This is a genomic window from Nonomuraea wenchangensis (genome assembly GCF_900111685.1).
Lineage (GTDB): Bacteria > Actinomycetota > Actinomycetes > Streptosporangiales > Streptosporangiaceae > Nonomuraea > Nonomuraea wenchangensis.
The window spans coordinates 650578-674794 of sequence record NZ_FOHX01000004.1 but is presented as its reverse complement, the minus strand read 5'-3'; the positions used below and the strand labels follow the sequence as shown (position 1 = coordinate 674794).

Below are 24217 nucleotides of genomic sequence, written 5' to 3'. Positions count from 1 at the left end.
CATAGTGGGAGCATGGTCGCGGTCACCCCCCAAGACGACAGCCGCCTCCGCTACGCCTGGAAGGCGTGCTCGGTCACCAGCCTGGGGCTCGTCCTCATCGGCATCGCCGGCAGCACGCTCAACGTGGCCTTACCGACCGTCGTGCGGCACTTCGCGGCCGGGCCGACCGAGTCCGGCTGGATCCTGCTGTCGTACCTCCTGGTCAACACGGCGAGCCTGGTGTTCTTCGGCCGGGTGGCCGACCTGCTGGGCAGGCGGGAGGTCTACCTGGCGGGGTTCGCCCTGTTCACGCTGGCCTCGCTGCTCGCGGGGCTGTCGCCGGACGTGTGGTTCCTGATCGCGATGCGCGTGGTGCAGGCGGTCGGCGGGGCGATGATCCTGGCGAACGGCACCGTGATCATCACCGACGCCTTCCCGCCCGAGCGGCTGAGCCAGGGCATGGGCGTCTACATCGGCACGCTCTCGGTGGCGCAGCTCGCCGGGCCCACGGTCGGCGGCCTCATCGCGGCGACCGCCGGCTGGCAGTGGATCTTCTGGGTGAACGTCCCCGCCGGGCTGCTCGCGCTCGGCTGGGGCGCGGCGATCCTGCGCAGGATGCCCCGGGGGCCGCGCAGCCCGGTGGACGCGCCGGGCAACGTGCTGCTGTTCGCCGCGCTGTCGGCGCTGCTGCTGGCGCTGTCGGAGGCGGGCTCGCGCGGGCCGACCAGCCCGGTGGTGCTGGCCGGGGCCGGGGTGTTCGTGGTGCTGGTGCCGCTCGTCGTGCTGGCCGAGCGGCGGGCCTCGAACCCGGTGCTGGACCTGCGGCTGTTCGGCGGGCGGCTGCTGGCGTACGCGAACGCGGCCTCGTTCTGCAACGCGCTCGCGCGCTCGGCGCTGATCCTCGTGGTGGCGCTGTACTTCCAGGCCGCGCGAGGGCTGGACGCGTTCGCGGCGGGGCTCAGCGTGCTGCCGGTGCCGGTCGGGATCGGGCTGGCCTCGCCGCTGGTGGGGCTGCTGGGGCGGCGGGTGTCGCCGTACGCGCTGTCGATCGGCGGGGCGACGCTCAGCGCGCTGGGGCTCGGGACGCTGGTGCTGACGGCCGATCCTGGCACGCCGTACTGGGTGACCGGGATCGGCCTGTTCGTGGCCGGGTGCGGCAGCGGGACGTTCCTGACCGGCAACACCACGCAGGTCATGGCGGCGCTGCCGAGCGGCAGCCTGGGCGTGGTCAACGGCTTCCGCATCATGATCATGAACGTCGGGGTCGTGATCAGCGTCGGGCTGTCGCTCAGCGTGGTGACCGCCTCCGTGGGGCCGGAGCTGCGCGCCCAGGTGTACGCCGGAACGTTGTCCACGCTCTCGCCCGTGGCCGTCGGGCAGCTCATGGACGGCTTCCAGCGGGCGTACGCGGTGCTGTTCGCGGTCGCCGTGGCGGGCGCGCTGCTGGCGGCGCTGGCGCGCGGTCAGAGGGCGGCGGAGAGCCTGGACTCGACGTCGCGGTAGCGGGAGACCGGGACGAGGTGCACCCCGGCGAACGCGCCGGACTCGCGCAGCGCGAGCACCTGCTCGCAGGCCGCCTCGACGCCCGCCATGCGGTCGGCCGCCACCCGCCGGACGAGATCGTCGGGGATGCCGATGTCGGGGATCGCGGCGGACAGGGTGCGGGCGTGGCGCTCGCTGGCGAGGACCATGACCCCGGCGTAGACGGGCAGGTCCGCCGGATGTTCGTCACGCCACCGGAGCTGGTCCTCCACCGAGTAGCTGACCTGGAGGAACAGGAAGTCGGCCGCGTGCTTCCACGCGGGCAGGGAGCGCAGCCCGGCCGCCGCGCCGAGCCGGAGGTCCGGCGAGAACGCCCGCGCCTCCTCGATCATCGAGCGCACGGTGAGGTCGCTGGTCCGGTTGCCGCTCGTCGGCTTGTCGCCGTAGACGAACAGGAACTGCTCGACCCCGTAGGCGGCGGCGGTCAGCAGGTCGCGCCGGAAGCCGAGCAGGTTGCGGTCGCGGGAGTTGAGGCAGGCGATGCCGCGCCCGCCCATCGCCTCGACCTCGTGCGCCACGGCCACGCTCGACACGGTCGCGCGGCCGATGTGGTTGTCGGGGATGAGGAAGGAGTGGGCGATCGTGCTCATGGTGCCGATCTGGTGCCTGACGTGCTTCAGATCGGGTTTGGTGGGGGGTTCGATCTCGCAGATCAGCTCGAAGGTCACGAAGAGGACCCTAGCCGCCGGCAGGCCAGCGTTTCGATGCCCGCCAGGACGAGGTCGACGCCGAAGGTGTCGTAGAGCTCCGGGTCCGGGCCCTCGACCAGCGGCACGGCCATCTCCACGATGTGCGGATAGGTCTCGGGCGGCACCGACTGCAGGCCGATGAGCTTGGCCCGGACGGCGGAGGCGTTCTCGCGTCCCGCGCGGTGGTGCGCGGGGGCGTCGGCGATGGCGATGGCGCTGTTGAGCAGGTAGCGGCTGATGAGGCAGCTCTCGTCACGGTTGAAGCCGGCGTCGCGGCCGACGCCGAGCGCCTGGTTCCAGATGGCCAGGAAGTTCGGGACGGTGATGACGTCCACCTGCTCGATGACGCTCCTGGCGCAGGGGTGCGCGCGCAGCGTGCGGATCAGCCCGACCATGAGGTCGCGGAGCTGCTCCTGCCACGGGCGCCGGTCGGCGGGCTTCGGCGCGAAGCCGGCGATGAGGTGGTCGGCCATGCCCGCGAGGAGCTGGTCCTTGTTCTTGAAGTGCCAGTAGAGGGCCATCGGGGTCACGCCCAGCTCGGTGGCGAGACGCCTGATCGTCACGGCGTCGAGTCCTTCGGCGTCGCCGATCTCCAGGGCGCGCGCCGCGATCGCCTGAGCGGTCAGTTTTCCCATCACGGTTGACAACTATACGCCGTACAAGTTCAACTGTACGCCGTACAAGTACGGCGTACAGGAAGGCATCGCCATGCGATGGTGGGCGTTGGTCGCGGTGACTCTGGGCACCTTCATGACCTATTTGGACAACAACGTGGGCAATGTGGCGTTGCCCACGATCCAGCGGGAGCTCGGGCTGACCGTCTCCGGGCTGGAGTGGATCGTGAGCTCGTACATCCTGGTCTTCGCCGGGCTCATGCTGGCCGGGGGACGGCTGGCGGACGTGTTCGGGGCGCGGCGGGTGTTCCTGGCCGGCCTCGCGGTCTTCACCGCCTCGTCGCTGGCCGCCGGGCTGGCCACGAGCGGCGGCATGCTGATCGCGGCCAGGGCCGCGCAGGGCGTGGGGGCCGCGCTGCTCACCCCCACGGCGCTGGCGCTGATCGGGCAGATCTTCCCCGACCCCGGCGAACGCGGGCGGGCCGTGGGCGTGTGGAGCGCGACCGGCGCGCTGTCCATGGCGCTCGGGCCGGTCACCGGCGGGTTCATCAGCGAGAACCTGCACTGGGGCTGGATCTACCTGGTCAACGTGCCGATCGGGGTGGCCACGGTCGGGCTCGCGCTCTGGGCGATCAAGCCCTCCCCCCGGGGCCGGCGGCACAGCCTGGACCTGCCGGGGCTGGTGACCTCGGCGCTGGCGCTGGTCGCGCTGACGTACGGGCTGATCGAGGGCGACGCGGCCGGATGGACCTCGCCGGGGATCCTGGCCGCGTTCGGGGTGGCCGCGGTGGCGGCCGTGGCGTTCCTGGTGATCGAGTCCCGGGCGGCCGAGCCGATGCTCGTGCTGTCGCTGTTCCGGTCGCGGGTGTTCAGCGGCGGGCTGCTCACCAGCGGGATCTGGTCGTTCGGGGTGTTCGGTATCTACTTCTTCAGCGCCCTGTGGCTGCAGAACGTGCTCGGCTTCTCCCCCACCGAGGCGGGCGCGTCGTTCGTGCCGATGGCCCTGGTCACGGCCGTCGTCGCGCTGCTGTCGCAGCGGGCGAGCCGGCTGCTCGGCCTCGGCCCGACGGTCGCGCTCGGCCTGGCCCTGATGGGGGCGGCGGTCTACCTGCTCTCCGGCGTCGGCGGGGACGCCGGCTACGCCGACGTCGGCCCGTGGCTCATCCTGTACGGCCTCGGCGCGGGCCTGCTCGTGCCGCTCACCGCGGCGGTGCTGAACAGCATGCCCACCGGACGCTCGGGCGTGGCCTCGGGCATGCTGAACGTCTCCCGCGAGGTCTTCGGCCTGCTCGGCATCACCGTCCTGGGGGCGATCCTCAGCTCCCGGCAGAGCGCGAGCGGCCTGCCCGCGCTGGCCGCCTTCCTCGACGCGTACCGGTTCACGCTGGTCATCGCGGCGGTCGTGATGCTGGCCGCCATCCCGATCGCCCTCTGGGCCCTCCGTGTCCGCCGCACCCCGGCGGTCGAGGAGCCCCGAGCCGCCGCCCCCGCGACCGCCGGGCACGGCGCCGTCTGAGACGTCTAGGCGAACGCCTCGGCGGTCGTGGGGTCGTCGAACTGGGTGCGGTAGAGCTCTTCGTAGCGGCCGCCGGCGGCCAGGAGCTCGGCGTGGGTGCCGCGTTCGACGATCCGGCCGTCCTCGACGACCAGGATGAGGTCGGCGGCGCGGATCGTGGACAGGCGGTGGGCGATGACCACGGCGGTACGGCCCGCGAGTGCCTCGCCGAGCGCGTCCTGCACGGCGGCCTCGGAGGTCGCGTCGAGCGCCGCCGTGGCCTCGTCCAGGACCACCACCCTGGGCTGGGCCAGCAGCAGGCGGGCGATCGTGAGCCGCTGGCGCTCGCCGCCCGACAGGCGGTAGCCGCGCTCGCCCACGACCGTGTCGAGGCCGTCGGGCAGCGAGGCGATGAGGGTGGCGAGGCGGGCCCGGGTGAGCGCGTCCCACAGCTCGTCCTCGGTGGCCTCGGGGCGGGCCAGCAGCAGGTTGGCCCTGATCGTCTCGTGGAAGAGGTGGCCGTCCTGGGTGACCAGGCCCAGGGTGTCGCGGATGGAGTCGAAGGACAGCTCCCGCACGTCCACGCCGGCGAGCCGGACCGCGCCGGAGTCGACGTCGTACAGGCGGGGCAGGAGCTGGGCGATCGTGGACTTGCCCGCGCCCGAGGAGCCGACGAGGGCGACGACCTGTCCGGGTTCGGCCCGGAACGAGATCCCGTGCAGCACCTCCTCGCCGCCGCGCGAGTCGAGCACGGCGACCGCCTCCAGCGAGGCCAGCGAGACCTTGTCCGCCGAGGGGTAGGCGAAGCGCACGTCGTCGAACTCGACCGCGACCGGCCCGGCCGGGACCTCGCGGGCACCGGGCCGTTCCTGGATGAGCGGCTTGAGGTCCAGGACCTCGAAGACGCGCTCGAAGCTGACGACCGCGCTCATGATGTCCATGCGGGCGGAGGCGAGGGCGGTCAGCGGGGCGTACAGACGGGTGAGCAGCATGGCCATCGCGACGACCGCGCCGGGCTGGAGCTGCTCGCGCAGGGCGTAGAAGCCGCCGAGGCCGTACACGAGGGCCAGGGCGAGCGCCGAGACCAGGGTCAGCGCGGTGACGAAGGCCGACTGGGTCATGGCCGAGCGCACGCCGATGTCGCGCACCCGGCGGGCCCGCGCGGCGAACTCGGCCGACTCGCGGTCGGGCCGGCCGAACAGCTTGACCAGCGTCGCGCCCGGCGCGGAGAAACGTTCGGTCATCTGGGTGCCCATGGCGGCGTTGTGGTCGGCCGCCTCGCGGCGCAGCCGGGCGACGCGCGTGCCCATGCGCCGCGCGGGCAGCACGAACACCGGCAGGAGCAGCAGCGCGAGCAGCGTGATCTGCCACGAGATGCCGATCATGGCGGTGAGCGTCAGCGCCAGCGTCACGACGTTGCCGACCACGCCGGACAGGGTGTCGGTGAACGCCCGCTGCGCCCCGATCACGTCGTTGTTGAGCCTGCTGACCAGCGCGCCAGTACGGGTCCTGGTGAAGAAGGCGATCGGCATCCGCTGGACGTGGTCGAAGACGGCGGTGCGCAGCCCGAGGATCAGGTCCTCGCCGATGCCGGCCGACAGCCACCGGTTGACCAGCCCGAGCCCCGCCTCGGCGACGGCGATCCCGGCGATGGCCACCGCCACCACGCCGACCACGCCGAACGGCTCGGCGTTGAAGATCGCGTCCACGACCCGGCCCGCGAGCAGCGGCGAGGCCACCGCGAGGCCCGCCAGCACCACGCTGAGCAGCACGAACAGCGCGAGCTTGGCCCGGTGGGGGCGGGCGAAGCCGCCGATGCGCCGGAGCGTCGCCCGCGACAGTGGGCGACGCTCCCGCTGGTCGTTCATCGAGTACAGCTGGTGCCAGGCCGTCATCTCCATGCTCATGGCATGGGACGCTATTGCCTCAAGTTATGTTGAGGTCAAGCGCCGATCTTCTTGTTCTTCCCGTGCCAGACGACCGCCACGGCCGGGCGCGGCTGGTCGCCGTCGGGCCAGCGGCTGGCCGGCTTGTCAGGCGTGGCGCCGTCGAGCTCGCCCGGGTGCTGCACGGCCACGAAGACGCTGCGCTGGTCCTCGGTCACCAGCGGACCGCAGGTCTCCGCGCCGACCGGCACGGTCAGGAACTGCCGCAGGTGGCCCCGCTCCTTGCCGCGCACCGGCATGACGAACAGGCCGTCGTTGGAGCCGAGCGCGTTGCCGTCCGTGGAGATCCACAGGTTGCCTTCGCGGTCGAAGGTGACGTTGTCCGGGCACGAGATCGGCGAGACCTTGCTCTTGTCGTAGCCCGCGAAGTACGTCGCCGGGTCGGCGGGGTCGCCGCAGACCAGCGGCACCGACCAGGCGAACGTCGTCGCGGCGGCGTCGTCCCGCTTCTCCACCAGCTCCAGCACGTGGCCGTGCTTGTTGGACGCGCGCGGGTTGGCCTCGTCCACCTGGGCAGCGGTGCGGTTGCTGTTGTTGGTGAGCGCCACGTAGACGCCGCCGGTGACCGGGTTGCGCTCCATGTCCTCGGGGCGGTCCATCTTCGTCGCGCCCACCTTGTCGGCAGCCACGCGGGTGTAGACCAGCACCTCCTGGGCGGTCATGCCCTCCACGTACGACCGGTCGCCCGACACCAGCGGGATCCACTCGCCGGAGCCGTCGAACGCGCCGTCGGCGGGCAGCTTGCCGGAGCCGTCGAGCTCGGCGGCCGGGCTGTTGCCGGTGAACCTGGCGACGTACAGGGTGCCCTCGTCCAGGAGCGTCCGGTTGTGCCGGTCATTGCCCGGGTTGTAGCGGTTCTTCGAGACGAACTTGTAGATGTACTCGAAGCGCGAGTCGTCACCCATGTAGACCACCAGGCGCCGGTCGCGGGACAGCGTCGTCGTGGCGGCCTCGTGCTTGAAGCGGCCGAGCGCCGTGCGCTTGATCGGGGTGGAGTCCGGGTCGAACGGGTCGATCTCCACGATCCACCCGAACCGGTTGGCCTCGTTCGGGTGCTTGGCCAGGTCGAAGCGCTCCTCGACGCGGTCGAAGCGCCGGTTGCTCGACGGGGTGCCGGTGGTGATCGTGTAGCGGGTGATGTACGGCTTCTGCGCCTCGGGGACCTTGTCGCCGTTGACGAAGTACTGGTCGATGTTCTCCTCGGCGGTCAGCACGGTCCCCCACGGGGTGGTGCCGCCCGAGCAGTTGTTCAGCATGCCGACCGGCTGGACGCCCTTGGGGTCGGCGGCCGTCTTGAGCAGGTCGCTGCCCGCGGCCGGGCCGGAGAACTTCATGGGCGTCTGAGCGGTGATGCGCCGGTTGTAGCGGCGACGGCCCTTGGTGACCAGCTTCCACTCGCCGGTGCCGCCCGCGCGCTCGAGCTCCACGACCGAGCCGCCGTGCGCGGCGAGGGCGATCCTGATCTGCTCCTCGGTCGCGGCGGCGCCGCCCGTGTAGCCGCGGAACATCAGGCTCTCGTCGGTGTACTCGTGGTTCACCCACATCAGCGCGCGGTCGTGGCCGAGCGGCAGCACCGTCACGTAGTCGCAGTTGTAGCCGAACTGCTTGGCCTGCGCCTCGGCGGTCTGGTTGTCGAAGTCGAAGGCCGGCGCGTCGGGCAGCACCGGGTCGCCCCAGCGGACGACCACGGAGGAGCGGTAGCCGGCGGGGATCGTCAGCGCGTCCTCGGTGTTCGGGGCGACGGGGGCGAAGGCAAGACCGCCGTTGCCGCCGCCGTTCGGTCCTGGGGCGTGCACCGGCCGGTCGGCGAAGGCCGGAGCCGCTCCCGCCACGCCCACGCCGGCCACCAGAGCGCCGAGCGCGCCCGCCCGCAGCACCCCGCGGCGCGAGATCGCCTCTCGCACCACGTCGCCGAAGTAGACGTTGTCCGAGGTGTTGGCCACGTCGTGCGCGCACGCGTCCCCACATCGGAACCGGCAGGTCAACGCGGAACGGCCGCCTTTGTGCGGGGTGGAGAGAAGCGGCAGCAGCGGTCGCCGCCCGCCCCCGATCTGGTTCGCCACAAATCCTCCAAGAGTGTGCGCGTAACTACGGTCCGGAGGCTACGGTCGGCGACGAAACCTCAGGTGAACGACGACCTCCGTCCTGATGAACGCTCTCGGGAGACAGTGACCTCGGGGAGACAGTGACCTCGGGAGACAGTGACCTCAGGAGACAGTGACCTCGGGAGACAGTGACCTCGGGAGACAATGACGAAGTGCCACCTCGCAAGCTGGACCCGGAGAAACTGAGAGCCGCCCTCGACGCGCAGCTCGTCGCCCTGGACGAGCCGCCGTACGACGGGCCCGCCGCCGCCCTGCCCGGCGCGCTCGTCGCGGCCGTGCTGGCCGCCTACGACCGCGGGCTCACCCCCGAGCGCGACGCCGCCAGGCAGGCCGTGCGCCACCTCCTCGACCGCCTGGCCACCGCCGCCCCCGGGCGGACCGTCGAGGTACGCGTGCCGCCGTACGCGGCCGTCCAGGCGATCCCCGGCCCCCGCCACACCCGGGGCACGCCGCCCAACGTGGTCGAGACCGACGGGCGCACCTGGATCGAGCTCGCCGTCGGGCGGCTGACATGGGAGGAGGCCGTGGCCAAGGGCGCGGTCTCGGCCAGCGGCTCCCGCGCCGACCTGTCGGCGCACCTGCCCCTGGAGAACTAGCCTGCGGTCAGCCCCGGCTGCCGTTCATCCAGGGGAAACGCTCCTCGAAGCAGCGGTCGGCCGCCGGGCCGGTCAGATGAGCGCAGTCCTGCACGACGTTCCAGAACCAGACCGCCACGATCGCGAACAGGATCAGGGACAGCACGCTGATCACGATCCCGGCGACGGCCCGGCCCTTGCCCGCCTTCCGCGCGAGGGCCACGCAGCCGAACACGATCGACAGGATCGCGGTGATCACGCCGGTGAAGCAGACGAACACCAGGAAAGGGCTGGCCACGCCGAGCACGAGCGAGGCCGTGGCCAGGCCGTTGCCGGTCCGGTCCGGCGGTGGAGGCGGGCCGCCGTACTGGTAAGGGGCGCCTGGATAGCCGTAGGAGGGCGGGTTGTAGCCGGGCGGGCCGCCGTACGGGCTGGACGGGCTGGTGCCGGGGACGGACTCCGGTGGCGGCGGCACGGCCGGCGGGACCTCGCCGCCGCCCCCGCCCGGGGGCCCGTAGCCGCCGTAAGGGTGCTGCGGGCCTGAGGGCGTGCCTCCGGGCGAGGCGAAGTGGGGGCCTTGGGTGTCCTCGGGCGGCTGCTCGTACCGGGAGGGTGTGGGCTTGGGCGGGGGCTCCTCCTGCGGGGTGCTCTCCCAGCCGGGGTAGGCGGGCGTCGCGCCAGGCACGACGGGGAACGCCTGCGTCTCCTCGGCGTCCTCCCCGGGCCTCGCCCCTTCCGGCCCCGCTCCCTCTGGGCGCGGTCCCTCCGCGCCCGGTCCCTCCGAGCCCTGTCCCTCCGGGCGCGGTCCCTCCGCGCCCTGTCCCTCCGCGCCCACGGACGGGCTCGGGGTCTCGGGTGACGTGGGCAGGTCGGGGTGCTGGGGCTCCCCCACCGGTCCGGGGCCGGGCCGGGGCGGGGGCTCGTGGGGCGGCTCGTGGGGCGGGGGCACGACGGGCGGCGCGGGGGCGATGGGCTCCTCCCCCTCGTACGGCCCGGGCCGCTCACGCGACGGCTCGGGAGCGTCGGGTCCCTCCTCGCGCCGCGGCACGTCCCGCCCCTGGCCGGGCTCGTTCGGATCGCCGGATGTCGTCACGTCTGCGCCTCCCGACCGGTCTGCTATCCGGACACTTCACCCTTTCGCGGAGGCCGTTCGCTAAACCACGCGACACGGCAAAAGGGCGCTCATCCTTGGGTCACCATGCGCCCAACCGGCACGCGGCGGGCAAGATGAGGGCATGCTGGACGAGACCCTGTCGTACGCGCTGATCACGCTCATGAAACGGCACCGCAACCAGCTCGCCGCCGCCCTGGTGCCGCTCGGGCTGCACGTGGGACAGGAGATGCTGCTCAACCAGCTCTGGCGCGAGGACGGCCTGACGCAGAGCGAGCTGATCGCCCGCCTCGGCGTCGAGCCGCCCACGGTCACGAAGACCCTCCAGCGGCTCGAACGCGCCGGTTTCGTCCGCCGCTCCCCCGACCCCGGCCGCCCGCGGCTCATCCGCGTGCACCTGACCGAGGCGGGCAGGGCCCTGCGCGACCCCGTGGAGCGGATCTGGCACGAGCTGGACGAGGACCTGCAGCGCGACCTGGACGCCACCGAACGCGACGTCCTGTCGCGCCTGATCCGCGCCCGGTGCCACTGACCTGCCGCGGCCGGCCGCACCGATGTCGTGGCTAGCCGTGGCTACTCGCCGAGCAGAAGGATCTCCAGGAACTCCTGCGGAGCATCCCTCCACACGTCATGGCCGCTGTCCAGGGTGTGGACCCGCCAGTTCGGGTCGTCGGCCAGGCGGTCACGGACGGCGGTGAACGGCGTGCCGTCCCAGCCGGACAGATACACGTAGTCCCGGGTCTTGACGTCACGCAGGCCGGCCGCGTCCAGCCGGATCCGCTGGAGGAAGGAGGCCAGTGGATGCGCGGTCACGCGCGGGTCTCGGCCGGGAGGCGGCTGGACCGCATATCCGTCCGCCGCCGCACCGTCCAGGAACAGGGCGCGGTAGGCATCGGTGGTCAGGTCCCAACAGGACTGGCCGTCCTTGGGTACGTAGGCGTCGGCGTAGACCAGGCGGCGCACCACACCGGAAGGGGCACGGTCGGCGGCACCGGTGATCACCATGCCGCCGTAGCTGTGCCCGACGAGAACGGCGTCGCCGACCTGCTCGACGGCGAGCACGGCGAGCACGTCGTCGATGTGCGTGTCGAGATTGACGTTGGCGGAGCTCAGGTGGGCGCGGTCGCCGACGCCGGTGGGGGTGACGGTCAGCGCCCGGTGTCCGGCTGTGCGGAGCCGGTCGGCCAGGCCGGAGAAGTACCAGCCGCCGCGCCAGCCGCCGGGGACGAGAACGAAGGTCGTCATGCAGGCGTGAACGAGGTCTCGCCGGCGCTGATTCCTGTGCGCTTCGCGGGCCCTGGACGAGTCCAGCTTGCCCCGGTGCGCCCTCTTCTGGTTAGCTGGCTAATTAGTCGGCTAATTTGAGCTGAAGGAGCCCCCAAATGCACGTCCTCATCACGGGCGGATCGTCCGGCATCGGCGCCGCGACCGCTCTCGCGTACGCCAGGACCGGCGCCCGCGTCACCCTCACCTACAACACCGGCCCCGACCGCGCGGCCGAGGTCGTCAAGCGCGTCGAGGCCGAAGGCGGCGAGGCGGCGGCCGTCCGCCTCGACCTTTCGGACCACGCCACCATCGCCGCCGCCGTCGCCCAGGCCGGGCCCGTGGACGCGCTGGTGGCCAACGCCGTCCGCTGGGGCGGGGTCATGCCGGGCAGCATGCCGTTCGAGGACGTGCCCGCCGCCGAGTGGACCGCGGCCCTGCACGCCAACGTCGTCGGCAACGCGCTGCTCGTCCAGGCGGTGCTGCCGGAGATGCGGCGGCGCGGGTTCGGCCGGATCGTGTTCGTCTCGTCGGGGGTCGCCGAGGAGGGCGTGCCGGGCCCCGGCCCGTACGGCACCGCCAAGATGGCCCTGCACGGCATGGCCCGCGCCCTCGCCTGGGAGGCGGGCCGGGACGGCATCCTGGTCAACGTGGCGGTCGCCGGCCTCACGCTCACCGACTCCCGGCGGCCGATCCCCCAGGCCGTGCTCGACGAGATCGCCGCCCGCACGCCGAGCCGCCGCCTGTCCACGGCCGAGGACATGGCCGCCCTGATCGTCTTCCTCGGCTCGGCCGCCAACCGCAACGTCACGGGCGAGCTGGTCCGCGACGGTTCGAATGCGGGCAGGTCATCGCACGCGGTGTGATGGCGTACCCGGATGCGCGAGCACGGAAGACGCCGACCTAGACTGAACCATGTGCTGAAGGGCGACGGCCGGCTCGGCCATGACCTGGACCCCCACGACCGCGCGCCGAAAGACGCCTGCGGCGTCTTCGGCGTCTGGGCACCAGGCGAGGAAGTTTCCAAGCTCACCTACTACGGGCTGTACGCGTTGCAGCACCGCGGCCAGGAGTCCGCGGGCATCGCGGCCAGTGAGGGCAGCCGCATACTCGTCTACAAGGACATGGGTCTGGTCTCCCAGGTCTTCGACGAGTCCGTGCTGGGCACCCTGCGGGGCCACCTGGCCATCGGCCACTGCCGCTACTCCACGACCGGATCGAGCGTGTGGGAGAACGCGCAGCCCACGCTGAGCTCCACGGAGGTCGGCGGGCTCGCGCTCGCACACAACGGCAACCTGATCAACACCCCGGTGCTGGCCGAGCGCCTCGCGCCGGGGTCCACCAGGGCCACCACCGACACCGAGGTCCTGACCACGCTGCTCGCGCAGGACCGCACCCGCAGCATCGAGGACTCCGCCGCCGAGCTGCTGCCGCAGGTCAAGGGCGCCTACTCGCTGGTGTTCATGGACGAGAAGACCCTCTACGCGGCCCGCGACCCGCAGGGCATCCGCCCGCTGGTGCTCGGCCGCCTGGAGCGCGGCTGGGTGGTCGCCTCCGAGACGGCGGCGCTCGACATCGTGGGCGCCACGTTCGTCCGCGAGATCGAGCCGGGCGAGCTGCTCACCATCGACGAGCGCGGCGTGCGCTCGCGCCGCTTCGCGCTGGCCGAGCCCAAGGGCTGCCTGTTCGAGTACGTCTACCTCGCCCGCCCCGACACCACGATCGCCGGGCGCGGCGTCCAGGTCACCCGGGTCGAGGTGGGCCGGGTGCTGGCCCGCGAACACCCGGTGGAGGCCGACCTCGTCATTCCCACCCCCGAGTCCGGCACCCCCGCCGCCGTCGGCTACGCCGAGGAGAGCGGCATCCCCTACGGGCAGGGCCTGGTCAAGAACTCCTACGTCGGCCGCACCTTCATCCAGCCGTCGCAGACCATCCGCCAGCTCGGCATCCGGCTGAAGCTCAACCCGCTGCGCGAGGTCGTCGAGGGCAAGCGCCTGGTCGTCGTGGACGACTCGATCGTGCGCGGCAACACCCAGCGGGCCATCGTCAAGATGCTGCGCGAGGCGGGGGCGCGCGAGGTGCACGTACGCATCTCCTCGCCGCCGGTCGCCTGGCCGTGCTTCTACGGCATCGACTTCGCCACCCGGGCCGAGCTGATCGCGGGCTCGCTGACGGTCGAGGAGATCCGGGCCTCGCTCGGCGCCGACTCGCTCGGCTACATCTCGCTGGAGGGCCTGACGAAGGCCACCACGCTGCCGGCCGAGCGCCTGTGCCGGGCCTGTTTCACCGGCGACTACCCGATCGCGATCGACCAGGACAACGTCGGCAAGTTCGTTTTGGAGAGCAAGGCGTGAGCGAGCGCAGAGCGAGCACCTACGAGGCCGCGGGCGTCGACATCGCCGCCGGCGAGCGGGCCGTCGAGCTGATGAAGGACAAGGTCGCGCGCTCGCGCCGGCCCGAGGTCGTCGACGACGCCAGCGGCTTCGCCGGCCTGTTCGACGCCTCGGCGCTGCTGCGCTACCGGCGGCCGCTGCTCGCCACCTCGACCGACGGCGTGGGCACCAAGGTCATGATCGCCCAGCAGTACGGCAAGCACGACACGATCGGCATCGACCTCGTCGGCATGGTCCTCGACGACCTGGTGGTGTGCGGGGCCGAGCCGCTGTTCATGACCGACTACATCGCCTGCGGCAAGGTGGTGCCCGAGCGGGTCGCCGAGATCGTGGGCGGCGTCGCCGAGGGCTGCCGGCTGGCCGGGGCGGCGCTCGTGGGCGGCGAGACGGCCGAGCACCCGGGCGCGATGGACGCCGACGAGTACGACCTCGCCGGTGCCGGCACGGGCGTCGTGGAGGCCGACGCGCTGCTCGGCCCCGACCGCGTGCGCGCGGGCGACGTCGTGCTGGGCCTCGCCTCCTCCGGCGTCCACTCCAACGGCTACTCGCTGGTCCGCCACGTCCTGCGGGAGGCCGGGCTGTCGCTCGACGCGGAGCTGCCCGAGCTGGGCCGTCCGCTCGGCGAGGAGCTGCTGGAGCCGACCCGCATCTACTCGCTCGACTGCCTGGAGCTGGCCCGCTCCGTCGAGGTCCACGCCTACGCGCACATCACCGGGGGCGGCGTCGAGGGCAACCTGTCCCGCTCGCTGCCGTCCGGCCTGGACGCGGTGCTCGACCGCTCGTCCTGGACGCCGCCGGCGATCTTCGAGGTGCTGGCGGGCCACGGCCGGGTGGCGCAGGAGGACATGGACCGTACGTTCAACCTGGGCGTCGGCATGGCCGCCGTGGTCGCGCCCGACGCGGCCGACGCGGCGCTCCGCCTGCTCGCCGGGCGCGGGCTGCCGGCCTGGGTGCTGGGCGAGATCGTCGAGGGCACGGGCCAGGCCCACTACCGCTGAGCAGCGCCAGGCCCGCCACCACCGCCCGGCCCGGCACCGCCGCCCGGCCCGGCCGGCCACCGCTGACCGCCCGCTGCCGCTGAGCGGCGGGGGTCACGCCTCCTTGTGCCGGCGGTAGTGCCGGGCCACCCGCACCCGGTTGCCGCACAGGTCGGGCGAGCACCAGCGGCGGCGCGGGTGGGCGGGCAGGAAGAGCAGCAGGCAGCCGGGCCCCTCGCAGCCGCGCACGCGGCGGGCGGCCGGGTCCGCGAGCAGGTCCACGGCGGCCTCGGCGAGCTGCGCGAGCAGCGCGGCCGGGGCCTCGCCGTCACGCTCCGCACGCACGCGCGGGCCGCCGTCGCGCCACTCCAGCACGCGGTGCGCCGGGGCGGCGCGGGCGGCCTCGTTGATCGCGGCGAGCGCCGCGTCAGGGGGCGGGTCTCCCGCGCGCACGGCGTCGAGCGCCGCCGCCACGTGCCCGCGCAGCCGTCGTACGGCGGCCAGCCCCTCCGGCGTGAGCGGCCCGGACGGCGGGTCGAGCCGCCCGGCCTGGCGGGCCAGCCATGTCTGGAAGTCGCCGGGCGTGTCGAGGACGTCGAGGTCGTGGGTGCGGGTGTTGAGCAGGTCCAGCGCCAGCGGCTCACCGATCAGCAGCTCCATACGACCTAATGCTACCTGCGGCCATTGACCCGTTAGTGGCCGCATGGCTATAACTAATGCATCTTCGAGCGAAAGAGGCATTAGTTATGGAAATCCCCGAGGTGCGGCACGGGTTCGTGGACGTGGCCGGCGTCCAGGTCTTCTACCGCGAGGCGGGCCCGCGCGACGCGCTGCCCGTGCTCCTGCTGCACGGTTTCCCGTCCGCCTCGCACCAGTACAGGCGGCTCATGGACGCGCTGGGCGGCCGTTTCCGGCTGATCGCCCCGGACTACCCGGGCTTCGGGCACACGCGCGTCCCCGACGGCTTCGTCCACTCCTTCGACGGCCTCGCCGACGTCGTGGAGGGCTTCGTCCAGGCGCTCGGCCTGACCCGCTTCGCCTGGTACGCCTTCGACTTCGGCGGCCCGGTCGGCTTCCGGGTGGCACAGCGGCATCCCGAGTGGATCGCCGCGCTCATCGTCCAGAACGCCAACGCCTACGAGGAGGGCCTGTCGGACCTGGCCCGAAAGACCATCGCCGAGCCGCCCGCGGAGCTGTTCACCCTCGCGGTCACGCGCTCGCAGTACGAGGACGGCACCGCCGACCCGTCACGCGTGTCGCCCGACGGCTGGACCCTCGACCAGCACTTTCTCGACCTGCCCGGGCGCAAGGAGGCCCAGCTCGCGCTCGCCCACGACTACCGGAACAACGTGAAGCTGTATCCCGCCTGGCAGGCGTGGCTGCGCGAGCACCGCCCGCCCACGCTGGTGCTCTGGGGGCGGGGCGACGCGATCTTCCCGGAGGCCGGCGCGCACGCCTACCGGCGGGACGTGCCGGAGGCGGAGGTGCACGTGCTGGACACCGGGCACTTCGCGCTGGAGGAGAGGCTGCCGGAGATCGCCCCGCTGATCGCCCGCTTCCTCGGCGAACTCGACGCCGACGAAGTCGACGCCGACAACAAGCGGGCATGACGAAGCCCCACGGTCACCCGTGGGGCCCGACGCGCATGAGTCGAGGATCCGGCGCGAACGCCGGGCCCTCGATCATGTAACCAGAGTGCGCCTATCGGCGGCCGGACGGACGATCGTCGTCATCGGTGCCGTAGTCGTCGGCGTAATCGGCATAGCGATCCGCCAGCTCGTCGTTGCGGTCGTCGGCGTCGTCATTGCTGGAGTCTCCGACCCCGAGTTCGTCGCGAAGACGGTCAAGATCCGTGCCACCGCTGTTGTACTTCAGCTGGCGAGCAACCTTGACCTGCTTGGCCTTTGCTCGGCCGCGCCCCATTGGCTCGACCCCCTCGTCGGGGTCGTCCCCGACCCCTCGTCGCTAACGCACCACACACTGACGCCGCCTGACTTTGGACGTCAGCCTATCGTTCGCCTATTACCGTACCTGTTTTGTGCCCAGCTCGGTACGTCGGATGGGCGGGGGGCGTCACTGGCCGAGCCAAATGGCCCGAATACGCCCGACTTCCGACATTCTGCGCTCCGCCAGCCTATCCGCTGCGACGGCCGGGGGAACTCCCTCATCCGCAGCGATTCGGAAGATCTTCAAAGTCGTGTCGTAGATCTGGGCCGCCTTGGCCCGCGCCCGCTCCATGTCGAAGCCGCCGATCTCGTCGGACACCTGGATGACGCCGCCCGAGTTGACGACGTAGTCGGGCGCGTAGAGGATGCCGCGCTCGGCGAGCTGCTTCTCGACGCCGGCGTGCGCGAGCTGGTTGTTGGCCGCGCCGCAGACGATCCTGGCGCGCAGCGCGGCCACCGTCGTGTCGTCGAGCGCCCCGCCCAGCGCGCAGGGCGAGAAGACGTCGAGGTCGGCCGCCGTCAGCGCCGCCGCGTCGGCCACCACCTCGACCTCGGGGTGGCGCAGGCGCACCCGCTCGACGGCCTCGGGGTTGACGTCGCAGACCACGACCTCGGCGCCGTCCTCGCGCAGCAGCTCGACCAGGCGGTGGCCGACCTTGCCCACGCCCTCGACGCCCACCCGCCGGCCGCGCAGGGACGGCGTGCCGTAGACGAGCTCGGCGGAGGCGCGCATGCCCTGGAAGACGCCGTAAGCGGTGAGGATGGAGGAGTCGCCGGCGCCGCCGTGCGCGACGGTCCGGCCGGTCACGAAGCGCGACTCGCGGGCGACGACGTCCATGTCCTCGCTGTAGGTGCCGACGTCGCAGGCGGTGTAGTAGCGCCCGCCCAGCGACTCGACGAACCTGCCGTACGCGCGCAGCAGCGCCTCGCTCTTGTCCTTGGCTGGGTCGCCGATGATGACGGCCTTGCCGCCGCCGTGGTCGAGGCCGGCGAGGGCGTTCTTGTAGGCCATGCCCTTGGCCAGGTTGAGCACGTCGGTGAGGGCCGCCTGCTCGCTGTCGTAGGGATAGAAACGTGTGCCACCCAGCGCCGGCCCGAGCGCGGTGTTGTGGATGGCGATGATGGCGCGCAGGCCGCTCTGCTCGTCGGCGCAGAAGACGACCTGCTCATGCACGTCCTTGTGGGACGAGCCGAAGACGTCGGTCACGGTGGTGACTCCCTGTCCGGTCCGCCGCTTCTTCGCGACGGAGATCACACTGACACTGTAGTGACGGCACAACGATGCGATGGAGGTTCGCTTCGTGACACGATTCCTCCGTGCTGCCCTATGCCGCCTACCTCCGCGTCTATGAGCCACTGACCGCGTTCGCCGAGTCCGAGCGCAAGGTGTGGGCCGACTACGCCGACTCACGTGACCGCCCGCGCCGAGCCAACGCGCTCAGTGCGGAGCACGACGAGTCGGTGATGCGCCTGCTCGGCATGCCCCCTCAACCCGTTCCCGCCCAGGAGAGCCCCAACGCCTATCTACGGCGCGTTGAGGACCGCCTGTACGTCTGCCCCTGGCAGACCCGGTTGCGCTCCTGGCTGGCCTTCTCACGGCGGCGTGGGGCCACTCCGCAGAAGCTGATGGACCACCTCGTCCCGCGCAACGTCGCCGACCGCGTCGCCGACGACTTCGACCGGTTCAAACGGAAGGCCGGATCGTCGGCGTTGCGTACGCACATCCGCACCACGGCGTGGCACGTCCCGCCGTCGTGGTTCGTGCCGTTTGATGGGAACGAGCGCTGGCTGGTGCTCGGCTCCTCCGTTCCTGGACAGGATGTGAAGACGACCGCTACGGGGCGCAACCTCATCTACGTCACCTCCATGGCGCAGGCCAGGAGGCGGGCGGCGCGGGCGCTCAACGTCCTGCGCAAGCACCTCGGCGACCTCGCGGCCGGCTTCGAGGTGGAGGAGATCGCCCGGTGGCTGGAGGAGTTCCATCCGCACTCCCTCGTCGAGCTGGACTACGGCGGGCTGGTGCACCTCATGGACGACGACGCGCTGCAGGCCGACCAGTCGGTCGCGGAGATGGCGGCGGCCCTGACGGGCCTGGACACGGGTCAAGAAGAACTTGCCTACGCCATGTATCAGCGGGTCATCCTGCGGTGGAAGTCAATGCAACAGCTGGAATCTGCCAACTGAGCCCCAATACGGCCGTCTGACCTGCATGAGTAGGTCACGGCTCGCGGCTGCTCTCTTCTGCGAACTGAGTAGTTTGCCGTTTTCACTGCGATACCACGAAACGTGTCGCTAGAATCACCGAGCGTGACATGGCCACGGGGGGCGGGCAGTTGGGTCAAAGAAGGGCTCGCCAATCGCTCTGCGTGGCGGTATGGTCACATCGGGTGATGCCGCATATGGCTTAGAAAAGCCGCACGCTCTGCGCCATAGGCGGACATCCGTGACACGCGCAAACGGCAGTCACAGGATCGCGAAGCCGGTCCACACGGAGGAGAGGCCGCACAAATGTCAGCTCGTACACCCGAGGCCGAGCCACTGCTTACGCCCGCTGAGGTCGCCACCATGTTCAGGGTCGACCCCAAGACCGTCACGCGGTGGGCCAAGGCGGGCAAGTTGACGTCCATCCGCACGCTCGGTGGCCATCGGCGTTACCGGGAGACGGAGGTCCGGGCACTGCTCGCGGGGATTCCGCAGCAGCGTTCCGAGTAACCGAGGGGTCGTCACGCACTCACGAACCTCAGGGGGGTGAAGGGTGGGCCAGGCCGGCACTGGGGCCCGGTCCACCTCGACGAGGAGGCGCCGCGCGTCCGGCGCCGCCCTTCTCGTCCGGCCTGCCCGGCCCGCCGGGCCGCCGGCGTCCTACGTCAGCCGCTCCAGCAGGGCGGCCACGTCGGCGTCGTAGGCGGCCGCGACCCCGAGCAGCGCCACCATCTGGTCCACGAGCATGCGTTCGAGCGCGGGGCGTTCGAGATCGCGGTGCTCCAGCCAGTCGAGGCCGGCCGTCTCCACGGATGCGATCCACGAGCGCAGGGTCGCGCGCAGCACCGGGCCGGGCTCCTCGACCCCCATCTGCTCCTGGATGAGGCGGAACAACCGGCGCCGCACGCCGTCGACGATCTCGCCGACCTCGCCGGAACGATTGGCGGGGCCGCCGCGCAGCAGCGCCGCGAAGCCGGCCGCGTGCTCCTCGACGAAGTCGAAATAGCGGCCGAGCCCGGAGGCCAGGTCGTCCAGCGGCCGGCCGCCGTCCTGCGGCCGGAGCCGCGACTCCAGTTGCTCCGCCGCGCTCTTCAGCGCGGCCACGTAGAGCTCCTGCTTGCCGCCGAAGTAGTGGTAGACCAGGGCGCGCGAGGCGCCCGCCGCCGACGCCACGTCGTCGATCGAGACATCCTCCGCGTCGCGGGTGCTGAACAGCTCCAGAGCCGCCGCCATCAGCTCTTCGCGACGACGGTCCACGCTCAGCCTGCGCCGTGCCGGCCGTGCCGTCTCGGCTGACTTCCCGGATGTCACCCCTGTACGGTAGCCGACCCCTTGGCCTGTGCGTTTCCGGTCAAGGTCCACTTCTGTCCGTCAAACCGCGATGGAGGCCGTACCCTGCGGGGAACTCGATCGTTTTGTGAGACAGGTGCCCATATCCGCATCGCGGGGGAGACACATGTCAGGACCGCCCGTCAAAACTTCAACGATCACTGAGCTGAGAGAGGTAGATGCCTTGCCTCGGCCCAGACCGACCATCAGGAACGTCGCCGAGCGAGCCGGCGTCTCCAAATCGCTGGTCTCACTCGTGCTGCGTGGTTCACCGCACGTGAGCGAGCACCGGCGCCAGGCCGTGCTGCAGGCCGCCCGCGAGCTGGGCTACCGCCCGAACGCGGTCGCGCGCAGCCTGGTCGAGGGACGTACCCACCTCGTCGGCGCGCTCGTCGCCGACCTGCATAACCCGTTCTACGCCGAGTTCCTCGACGGCCTGCAGGAGAGCCTGCACGGCGACGGCTTACGCATGCTCATCGGCAACAGCCAGTGGGACCCCGCCTTCGAGGACGAGGCCGTCGAGGCGTTCCTGGAGCTGCGGGTCGACGGGCTGGTGCTGCTGGGCATCGCCCCGACCAGCGAGACGCTGATCGAGGCGACCGCGTACACGCCGACGGTGGTCGTCGGGGAACGTGACATCGAGCTCGACGGCGTCGACATCGTGGTCGACGACGACCAGCTCGGCGCCCGCCTGGCCATCGACCACCTGGTCGGGCTGGGGCACAAGCGCATCGCGCACATCGAGGGGCCGCGTTCGTCACGGTGCGAGGGATACCTCGTGGCGATGCGCAGGCACTCGCTGGCGCCGTACATCATGGTCGAGGCGGCGGACGCCTCGGAGGAGGGCGGCCGGGAGGCGGCGACGGCGCTGCTGACCCGCGACCCCAGGCCCACGGCGATCTTCGCCGCCAACGACGTGGTCGCGCTGGGCGTGCTGTCCGCCGCCGCCGACCTGGGCCTGCGCGTCCCCGAGGACCTGTCCGTGGTCGGCTACGACAACACCCAGATGTCGGCCTCCAGCCACGTCTCGCTGACCTCCGTCGACCAGGCCAGGCGGGCCATGGGGCGGTCGGCGGCGGCGCTGCTGAGCGACCGGATCGGCGATCCCGGCAAGGGCGCGCGGCTGCGCGAGGTGCGGCCGGAGCTGATCGTGAGGCGGAGCACGGGTCGCGTCTGAAAAGCACCAAGGCTGGGTCAAGCCGTGCGGCGGCGCGGCCGCACGGCGGTTAACTCGGCAGCGTCATGCTATTGGTGGCCGGATCCGTTCCGGCCACGATCTGATCCGGGGGAACAGTCATGCGTGATCCGGAACTGGTGTCCTGCGCCCAGCGCGCGGCTGCCGAGCTCGAGCGCGCCTGGGGGCACTGGCGCACGAACAGGGGGCGGGGCGCCGACGGCGGTGCGGAATCCGTCGCCAGCTACGTCGCCCACTCCCTCGACCACCCGTGGGGCCGTCCCCGCGTCGTGCTCGGCCTGGACGCCGAGGACGCGCGGGAGCTGGCCGCCCTGCTGGAGCGCCAGGAGGTCGGCGAGCACGTCTGGTAACGCGCCGGACACGCCGTATGCGGGGTTTGAGCACGCTCATTGACGTAAGTTGGACGCCATGCGTGCTCTAGCAGCCTCAGTCCTCGCCGCTTGCGGCCTGATCGCCTCCGCGTGCGGCGGCGCCGGTTCCGGCAACGGCGCCGCGACCGGTCAGGCCGCTCCCGCGACCGCCGACACGGCGCAGGGGCCCGCGCGGCAGGAGACCACGCCGGCCGAGCAGAGCCCCGGCAAGCAGTCGCCGCCGAAGGCCAAGCCGCTGGAGGGCAAGGTGATCGTCCTCGACCCGGGCCACAACGGCAACAACTACCGCCACCCGGAGATCATCAACCGCCCGGTCGACGTGCTGACCGAGAAGAAGGCGTGCGACACCACCGGCACCTCGACCAACAACGGCTTCAGCGAGGCCGCCTTCACCTGGGACGTCTCCACCCGGCTGGCCAAGATCCTGCGTGAGCGCGGCGCGACCGTCAAGCTCACCAGGAGCAACAACACCGGCGTCGGCCCCTGCATCACCGAGCGGGCCGCGATCGGCAACAAGGCGGGCGCGGACGCCGCAATCTCCATCCACGCCGACGGCGCGGGCCCGAGGGACCACGGCTTCCACGTCATCATGCCGAAGAAGATCAACGGCCCGGTGGACAAGGTCGTGGACAAGTCGTCCAGGCTGGGCATCGACGTACGGGACGCCTACCGCAAGGGCACCGGCATCCCCTACTCCACCTACATCGGCAAGAACGCGCTCGACTACCGCAAGGACCTCGGCGGGCTCAACCTGTCCACGGTGCCGAAGATCTTCATCGAGACCGGCAACATGCGCAACGCGGGCGACGCGGCCAAGCTGTCGAGCCCGGCGTTCCGGCAGCGGATCGCGGTGGCGCTCGCGAACGGATTGCAGCACTATTTGGGGACATGATCCCTCGTCCCGTACTTTCTTCCCACCTGTCCGGTTCGTACGAGCTGACCATCGGCGCGACCGTCTCCGGCGACTTCGTGGACGCCGTCCGTCTCGCCCTTCCCCGCCTGGACCCGCGTCCCGGCGACACCGGCGAGATCGACGTACGGCGCGATCCTGAGCTGGGCGCGGAGGCGTACCGGCTGACGGTGGGCTCGCGGGGCGTGGAGATCGTGGCCGGCGGGCGGGCGGGGGCGTTCTACGCGGCGCAGACGCTGCACCAGCTCCTGCCGGCCGCCTCCTACCGGCACACCGAGCGGGCGTCCTGGCCCGTGCCCGGCGTGCGCGTGGAGGACGCGCCCCGCTTCCCGTGGCGCGGCCTGCACCTGGACGTGGCCAGGCACTTCTTCCCCAAGCGCGAGGTGCTGCGCCTCATCGACCTCATGGCGCTCCACAAGCTCAACCGGCTCCACCTGCACCTGGTGGACGACCAGGGGTGGCGGGTGGAGAGCCGGGCGTACCCGCTGCTGCACGAGGTCTCCTCGCACCGGCCGCGCACCGCCGTCCACCCCCACGGGGAGCCCGTGGCCTACGACGAGGTGCCGCACGGCGGCTACTACACGCTGGACGACCTGGCCGAGATCGGGGCGTACGCACGGGCGCGCTGCGTGACGGTCGTGCCGGAGATCGACGTGCCGGGGCACGCCTCGGCGATCCTCGCCGCCTATCCGGCGTTGGGGGCGACCGGGGAGCCGTACGAGGTGCTGGACCGGTGGGGCATCTCCCCCGCGATCCTGTCACCGCTGCCGCCGACCGTGGAGTTCCTGACCACGGTCTTCGACGAGGTGATCGGCGCGCTCGGCGAGACCCCGTACGTGCACATCGGCGGCGACGAGGTCGTGCTCGACCACTGGGCGGCCTCCCCGGAGATCACCGCGTACCGGGAGTCCCTGGGCCTCGCCACCGTCAACGAGCTGCAGGCGTGGTTCCTGCGCCGGCTGGCCGACGCGCTGGCCGAGCGGGGGACGCGGGCCGTGGTGTGGGACGAGGCGTTCGTCAGCGGCGGCCTGCGGCAGGACACGGTGGTCATGCCGTGGCGCGGCATGGGCGTGGGCCGGCGCGCGGCGGCGGCCGGGCACGACGTGGTGGCGACGCCGGTGTTCCCGCTCTACTTCGACTACGCTGAGACGTCCTCGCCGGACGAGCCGCAGGCGATCGCCGATGCGATCACCGTGGCGGACGTGGCCGCGTTCGTGCCCGCCCCGGAGGAGTGGACGGACGAGGAGCGCGCCCGCGTGCTGGGCGCGCAGGCGCAGCTCTGGACCGAGCGCGTCCCCGACGCCCGCACCGCCGACTACAAATTGTGGCCCCGGGCCTGCGCGCTGGCCGAGGTCGCCTGGTCCGGCACCGCGCAGGACGGCTTCGACAGGCGGCTGGCCGAGCACCTGGGGCGGCTGGACGCGCTCGGAGTGGAGTACCGGCCGCTCGCCGGGCCGCATCCGTGGCAGCGGCGCCGCCCGCACCGGGCGAGCCCCGTGCCGGTCACCGAGCTCATGGCCCGCATCGAGGCCCTGACCCACGACCCGGAGTCCACCAGGCCGAGCGTGTCGTGAG

The 24217-nt window shown here is 71.9% G+C and carries 24 protein-coding genes; 14 read left to right on the top strand and 10 right to left on the bottom strand.

The window, feature by feature from the left end; all coding sequences use genetic code 11:
• Window positions 1–12 precede the first annotated feature (12 nt).
• Window positions 13–1482: an MFS transporter gene (locus tag BMW85_RS15685; protein ID WP_091081814.1), complete on the top strand. Its 1470-nt coding sequence runs from the start codon at window positions 13–15 to the stop codon at window positions 1480–1482.
• Here BMW85_RS15685 and BMW85_RS15680 read toward each other — a convergent pair.
• Window positions 1443–2189, bottom strand: a complete 747-nt coding sequence (locus tag BMW85_RS15680; RefSeq protein WP_091081812.1) for a 5,10-methylenetetrahydrofolate reductase — start codon at window positions 2187–2189, stop codon at window positions 1443–1445. The genes BMW85_RS15685 and BMW85_RS15680 overlap by 40 nt on opposite strands.
• Entirely contained in the window at window positions 2186–2845 is a 660-nt protein-coding gene (locus tag BMW85_RS49590; RefSeq protein WP_245774823.1) for a TetR/AcrR family transcriptional regulator, read from the bottom strand. Before BMW85_RS49590 ends, BMW85_RS15680 begins: the two co-directional genes overlap by 4 nt.
• A gap of 73 nt (window positions 2846–2918) precedes the next feature.
• Between BMW85_RS49590 and BMW85_RS15670 the strand changes: the two genes are divergently transcribed.
• Window positions 2919–4340: an MFS transporter gene (locus BMW85_RS15670; protein WP_091081811.1), complete on the top strand. Its 1422-nt coding sequence runs from the start codon at window positions 2919–2921 to the stop codon at window positions 4338–4340.
• 5 nt (window positions 4341–4345) lie between these two features.
• On the opposite strand, the gene BMW85_RS15665 is transcribed toward BMW85_RS15670, so the two are convergent.
• Window positions 4346–6226 (bottom strand): ABC transporter ATP-binding protein, encoded by a 1881-nt coding sequence (locus BMW85_RS15665; RefSeq protein WP_091081809.1) that lies wholly within the window; start codon window positions 6224–6226, stop codon window positions 4346–4348.
• Between the two features lie 35 nt (window positions 6227–6261).
• Entirely contained in the window at window positions 6262–8328 is a 2067-nt protein-coding gene (locus tag BMW85_RS15660) for a PhoX family protein (RefSeq protein WP_091081808.1), read from the bottom strand.
• 194 nt (window positions 8329–8522) lie between these two features.
• Between BMW85_RS15660 and BMW85_RS15655 the strand changes: the two genes are divergently transcribed.
• Complete coding sequence (locus BMW85_RS15655) at window positions 8523–8966, top strand: sterol carrier family protein (protein ID WP_091081806.1); 444 nt, start codon at window positions 8523–8525, stop codon at window positions 8964–8966.
• Between the two features lie 7 nt (window positions 8967–8973).
• On the opposite strand, the gene BMW85_RS48460 is transcribed toward BMW85_RS15655, so the two are convergent.
• Window positions 8974–10038: a DUF4190 domain-containing protein gene (locus tag BMW85_RS48460; protein ID WP_143082299.1), complete on the bottom strand. Its 1065-nt coding sequence runs from the start codon at window positions 10036–10038 to the stop codon at window positions 8974–8976.
• Between the two features lie 142 nt (window positions 10039–10180).
• Between BMW85_RS48460 and BMW85_RS15645 the strand changes: the two genes are divergently transcribed.
• Window positions 10181–10588: a MarR family winged helix-turn-helix transcriptional regulator gene (locus BMW85_RS15645; RefSeq protein WP_091081803.1), complete on the top strand. Its 408-nt coding sequence runs from the start codon at window positions 10181–10183 to the stop codon at window positions 10586–10588.
• Between the two features lie 41 nt (window positions 10589–10629).
• On the opposite strand, the gene BMW85_RS15640 is transcribed toward BMW85_RS15645, so the two are convergent.
• A complete protein-coding gene (locus BMW85_RS15640; protein WP_091081802.1) occupies window positions 10630–11301 on the bottom strand; it encodes an alpha/beta fold hydrolase in 672 nt (223 codons plus the stop codon).
• A gap of 137 nt (window positions 11302–11438) precedes the next feature.
• Here BMW85_RS15640 and BMW85_RS15635 point away from each other — a divergent pair, with 137 nt between their 5' ends.
• From BMW85_RS15635 to purM, 3 genes are read left to right on the top strand one after another with little or no spacing between them, the layout of a single operon-like run.
• Window positions 11439–12185, top strand: a complete 747-nt coding sequence (locus tag BMW85_RS15635) for an SDR family NAD(P)-dependent oxidoreductase (RefSeq protein ID WP_091081801.1) — start codon at window positions 11439–11441, stop codon at window positions 12183–12185.
• A gap of 51 nt (window positions 12186–12236) precedes the next feature.
• Entirely contained in the window at window positions 12237–13673 is a 1437-nt protein-coding gene (purF, locus tag BMW85_RS15630) for an amidophosphoribosyltransferase (RefSeq protein ID WP_091081799.1), read from the top strand.
• Entirely contained in the window at window positions 13670–14710 is a 1041-nt protein-coding gene (purM, locus tag BMW85_RS15625; protein WP_091081798.1) for a phosphoribosylformylglycinamidine cyclo-ligase, read from the top strand. The genes purF and purM overlap by 4 nt, the downstream gene beginning before the upstream one ends.
• A gap of 93 nt (window positions 14711–14803) precedes the next feature.
• Here the strand turns inward: purM and BMW85_RS15620 are convergent, their stop codons facing one another.
• Window positions 14804–15349: a CGNR zinc finger domain-containing protein gene (locus BMW85_RS15620; RefSeq protein ID WP_091081796.1), complete on the bottom strand. Its 546-nt coding sequence runs from the start codon at window positions 15347–15349 to the stop codon at window positions 14804–14806.
• Window positions 15350–15435: 86 nt separating this feature from the next.
• On the opposite strand from BMW85_RS15620, the gene BMW85_RS15615 reads away from it, so the two are divergent.
• Window positions 15436–16299, top strand: coding sequence for an alpha/beta fold hydrolase (locus BMW85_RS15615; RefSeq protein ID WP_091081795.1), 864 nt, complete (start codon window positions 15436–15438; stop codon window positions 16297–16299).
• Between the two features lie 91 nt (window positions 16300–16390).
• Here the strand turns inward: BMW85_RS15615 and BMW85_RS15610 are convergent, their stop codons facing one another.
• Window positions 16391–16612 (bottom strand): DUF3073 domain-containing protein, encoded by a 222-nt coding sequence (locus BMW85_RS15610; RefSeq protein ID WP_091081793.1) that lies wholly within the window; start codon window positions 16610–16612, stop codon window positions 16391–16393.
• Window positions 16613–16762: 150 nt separating this feature from the next.
• Window positions 16763–17842: a Leu/Phe/Val dehydrogenase gene (locus tag BMW85_RS15605; protein ID WP_091081961.1), complete on the bottom strand. Its 1080-nt coding sequence runs from the start codon at window positions 17840–17842 to the stop codon at window positions 16763–16765.
• 110 nt (window positions 17843–17952) lie between these two features.
• Between BMW85_RS15605 and BMW85_RS15600 the strand changes: the two genes are divergently transcribed.
• The gene (locus tag BMW85_RS15600; protein ID WP_091081791.1) at window positions 17953–18819 is read left to right on the top strand and encodes a DUF8083 family protein; all 867 of its coding nucleotides are present in this window, start codon (window positions 17953–17955) and stop codon (window positions 18817–18819) included.
• A gap of 324 nt (window positions 18820–19143) precedes the next feature.
• Complete coding sequence (gene bldC / locus BMW85_RS15595; protein WP_013133571.1) at window positions 19144–19347, top strand: developmental transcriptional regulator BldC; 204 nt, start codon at window positions 19144–19146, stop codon at window positions 19345–19347.
• 150 nt (window positions 19348–19497) lie between these two features.
• Here the strand turns inward: bldC and BMW85_RS15590 are convergent, their stop codons facing one another.
• Window positions 19498–20148, bottom strand: a complete 651-nt coding sequence (locus BMW85_RS15590; protein WP_245774804.1) for a TetR/AcrR family transcriptional regulator — start codon at window positions 20146–20148, stop codon at window positions 19498–19500.
• 145 nt (window positions 20149–20293) lie between these two features.
• On the opposite strand from BMW85_RS15590, the gene BMW85_RS15585 reads away from it, so the two are divergent.
• The 4 genes from BMW85_RS15585 to BMW85_RS15570 all read left to right on the top strand — a co-directional run bounded on the left by BMW85_RS15585 (window position 20294) and on the right by BMW85_RS15570 (window position 24216).
• Window positions 20294–21343, top strand: a complete 1050-nt coding sequence (locus tag BMW85_RS15585) for a LacI family DNA-binding transcriptional regulator (RefSeq protein ID WP_350770445.1) — start codon at window positions 20294–20296, stop codon at window positions 21341–21343.
• Between the two features lie 119 nt (window positions 21344–21462).
• Window positions 21463–21711, top strand: coding sequence for a hypothetical protein (locus BMW85_RS15580; RefSeq protein WP_091081786.1), 249 nt, complete (start codon window positions 21463–21465; stop codon window positions 21709–21711).
• 58 nt (window positions 21712–21769) lie between these two features.
• Window positions 21770–22624, top strand: a complete 855-nt coding sequence (locus tag BMW85_RS15575) for an N-acetylmuramoyl-L-alanine amidase (protein ID WP_245774803.1) — start codon at window positions 21770–21772, stop codon at window positions 22622–22624.
• Window positions 22621–24216 (top strand): beta-N-acetylhexosaminidase, encoded by a 1596-nt coding sequence (locus BMW85_RS15570; RefSeq protein ID WP_091081783.1) that lies wholly within the window; start codon window positions 22621–22623, stop codon window positions 24214–24216. Before BMW85_RS15575 ends, BMW85_RS15570 begins: the two co-directional genes overlap by 4 nt.
• The last annotated feature ends 1 nt before the right edge of the window (window position 24217 follow it).

Excerpts from the sequence above, each read along its gene's own strand:
- BMW85_RS15685 (WP_091081814.1), top strand. The coding sequence starts at position 13 with ATGGTCGCGGTCACCCCCCAAGACGACAGCCGCCTCCGCTACGCCTGG.
- BMW85_RS49590 (WP_245774823.1), bottom strand. The coding sequence starts at position 2,845 with ATGGGAAAACTGACCGCTCAGGCGATCGCGGCGCGCGCCCTGGAGATC.
- BMW85_RS15670 (WP_091081811.1), top strand. The coding sequence starts at position 2,919 with ATGCGATGGTGGGCGTTGGTCGCGGTGACTCTGGGCACCTTCATGACC.
- BMW85_RS15665 (WP_091081809.1), bottom strand. The coding sequence starts at position 6,226 with ATGAGCATGGAGATGACGGCCTGGCACCAGCTGTACTCGATGAACGAC.
- BMW85_RS15645 (WP_091081803.1), top strand. The coding sequence starts at position 10,181 with ATGCTGGACGAGACCCTGTCGTACGCGCTGATCACGCTCATGAAACGG.
- BMW85_RS15640 (WP_091081802.1), bottom strand. The coding sequence starts at position 11,301 with ATGACGACCTTCGTTCTCGTCCCCGGCGGCTGGCGCGGCGGCTGGTAC.
- BMW85_RS15635 (WP_091081801.1), top strand. The coding sequence starts at position 11,439 with ATGCACGTCCTCATCACGGGCGGATCGTCCGGCATCGGCGCCGCGACC.
- BMW85_RS15620 (WP_091081796.1), bottom strand. The coding sequence starts at position 15,349 with ATGGAGCTGCTGATCGGTGAGCCGCTGGCGCTGGACCTGCTCAACACC.
- BMW85_RS15615 (WP_091081795.1), top strand. The coding sequence starts at position 15,436 with ATGGAAATCCCCGAGGTGCGGCACGGGTTCGTGGACGTGGCCGGCGTC.
- BMW85_RS15610 (WP_091081793.1), bottom strand. The coding sequence starts at position 16,612 with ATGGGGCGCGGCCGAGCAAAGGCCAAGCAGGTCAAGGTTGCTCGCCAG.
- bldC (WP_013133571.1), top strand. The coding sequence starts at position 19,144 with ATGTCAGCTCGTACACCCGAGGCCGAGCCACTGCTTACGCCCGCTGAG.
- BMW85_RS15585 (WP_350770445.1), top strand. The coding sequence starts at position 20,294 with ATGTCAGGACCGCCCGTCAAAACTTCAACGATCACTGAGCTGAGAGAG.
- BMW85_RS15580 (WP_091081786.1), top strand. The coding sequence starts at position 21,463 with ATGCGTGATCCGGAACTGGTGTCCTGCGCCCAGCGCGCGGCTGCCGAG.
- BMW85_RS15575 (WP_245774803.1), top strand. The coding sequence starts at position 21,770 with ATGCGTGCTCTAGCAGCCTCAGTCCTCGCCGCTTGCGGCCTGATCGCC.
- BMW85_RS15570 (WP_091081783.1), top strand. The coding sequence starts at position 22,621 with ATGATCCCTCGTCCCGTACTTTCTTCCCACCTGTCCGGTTCGTACGAG.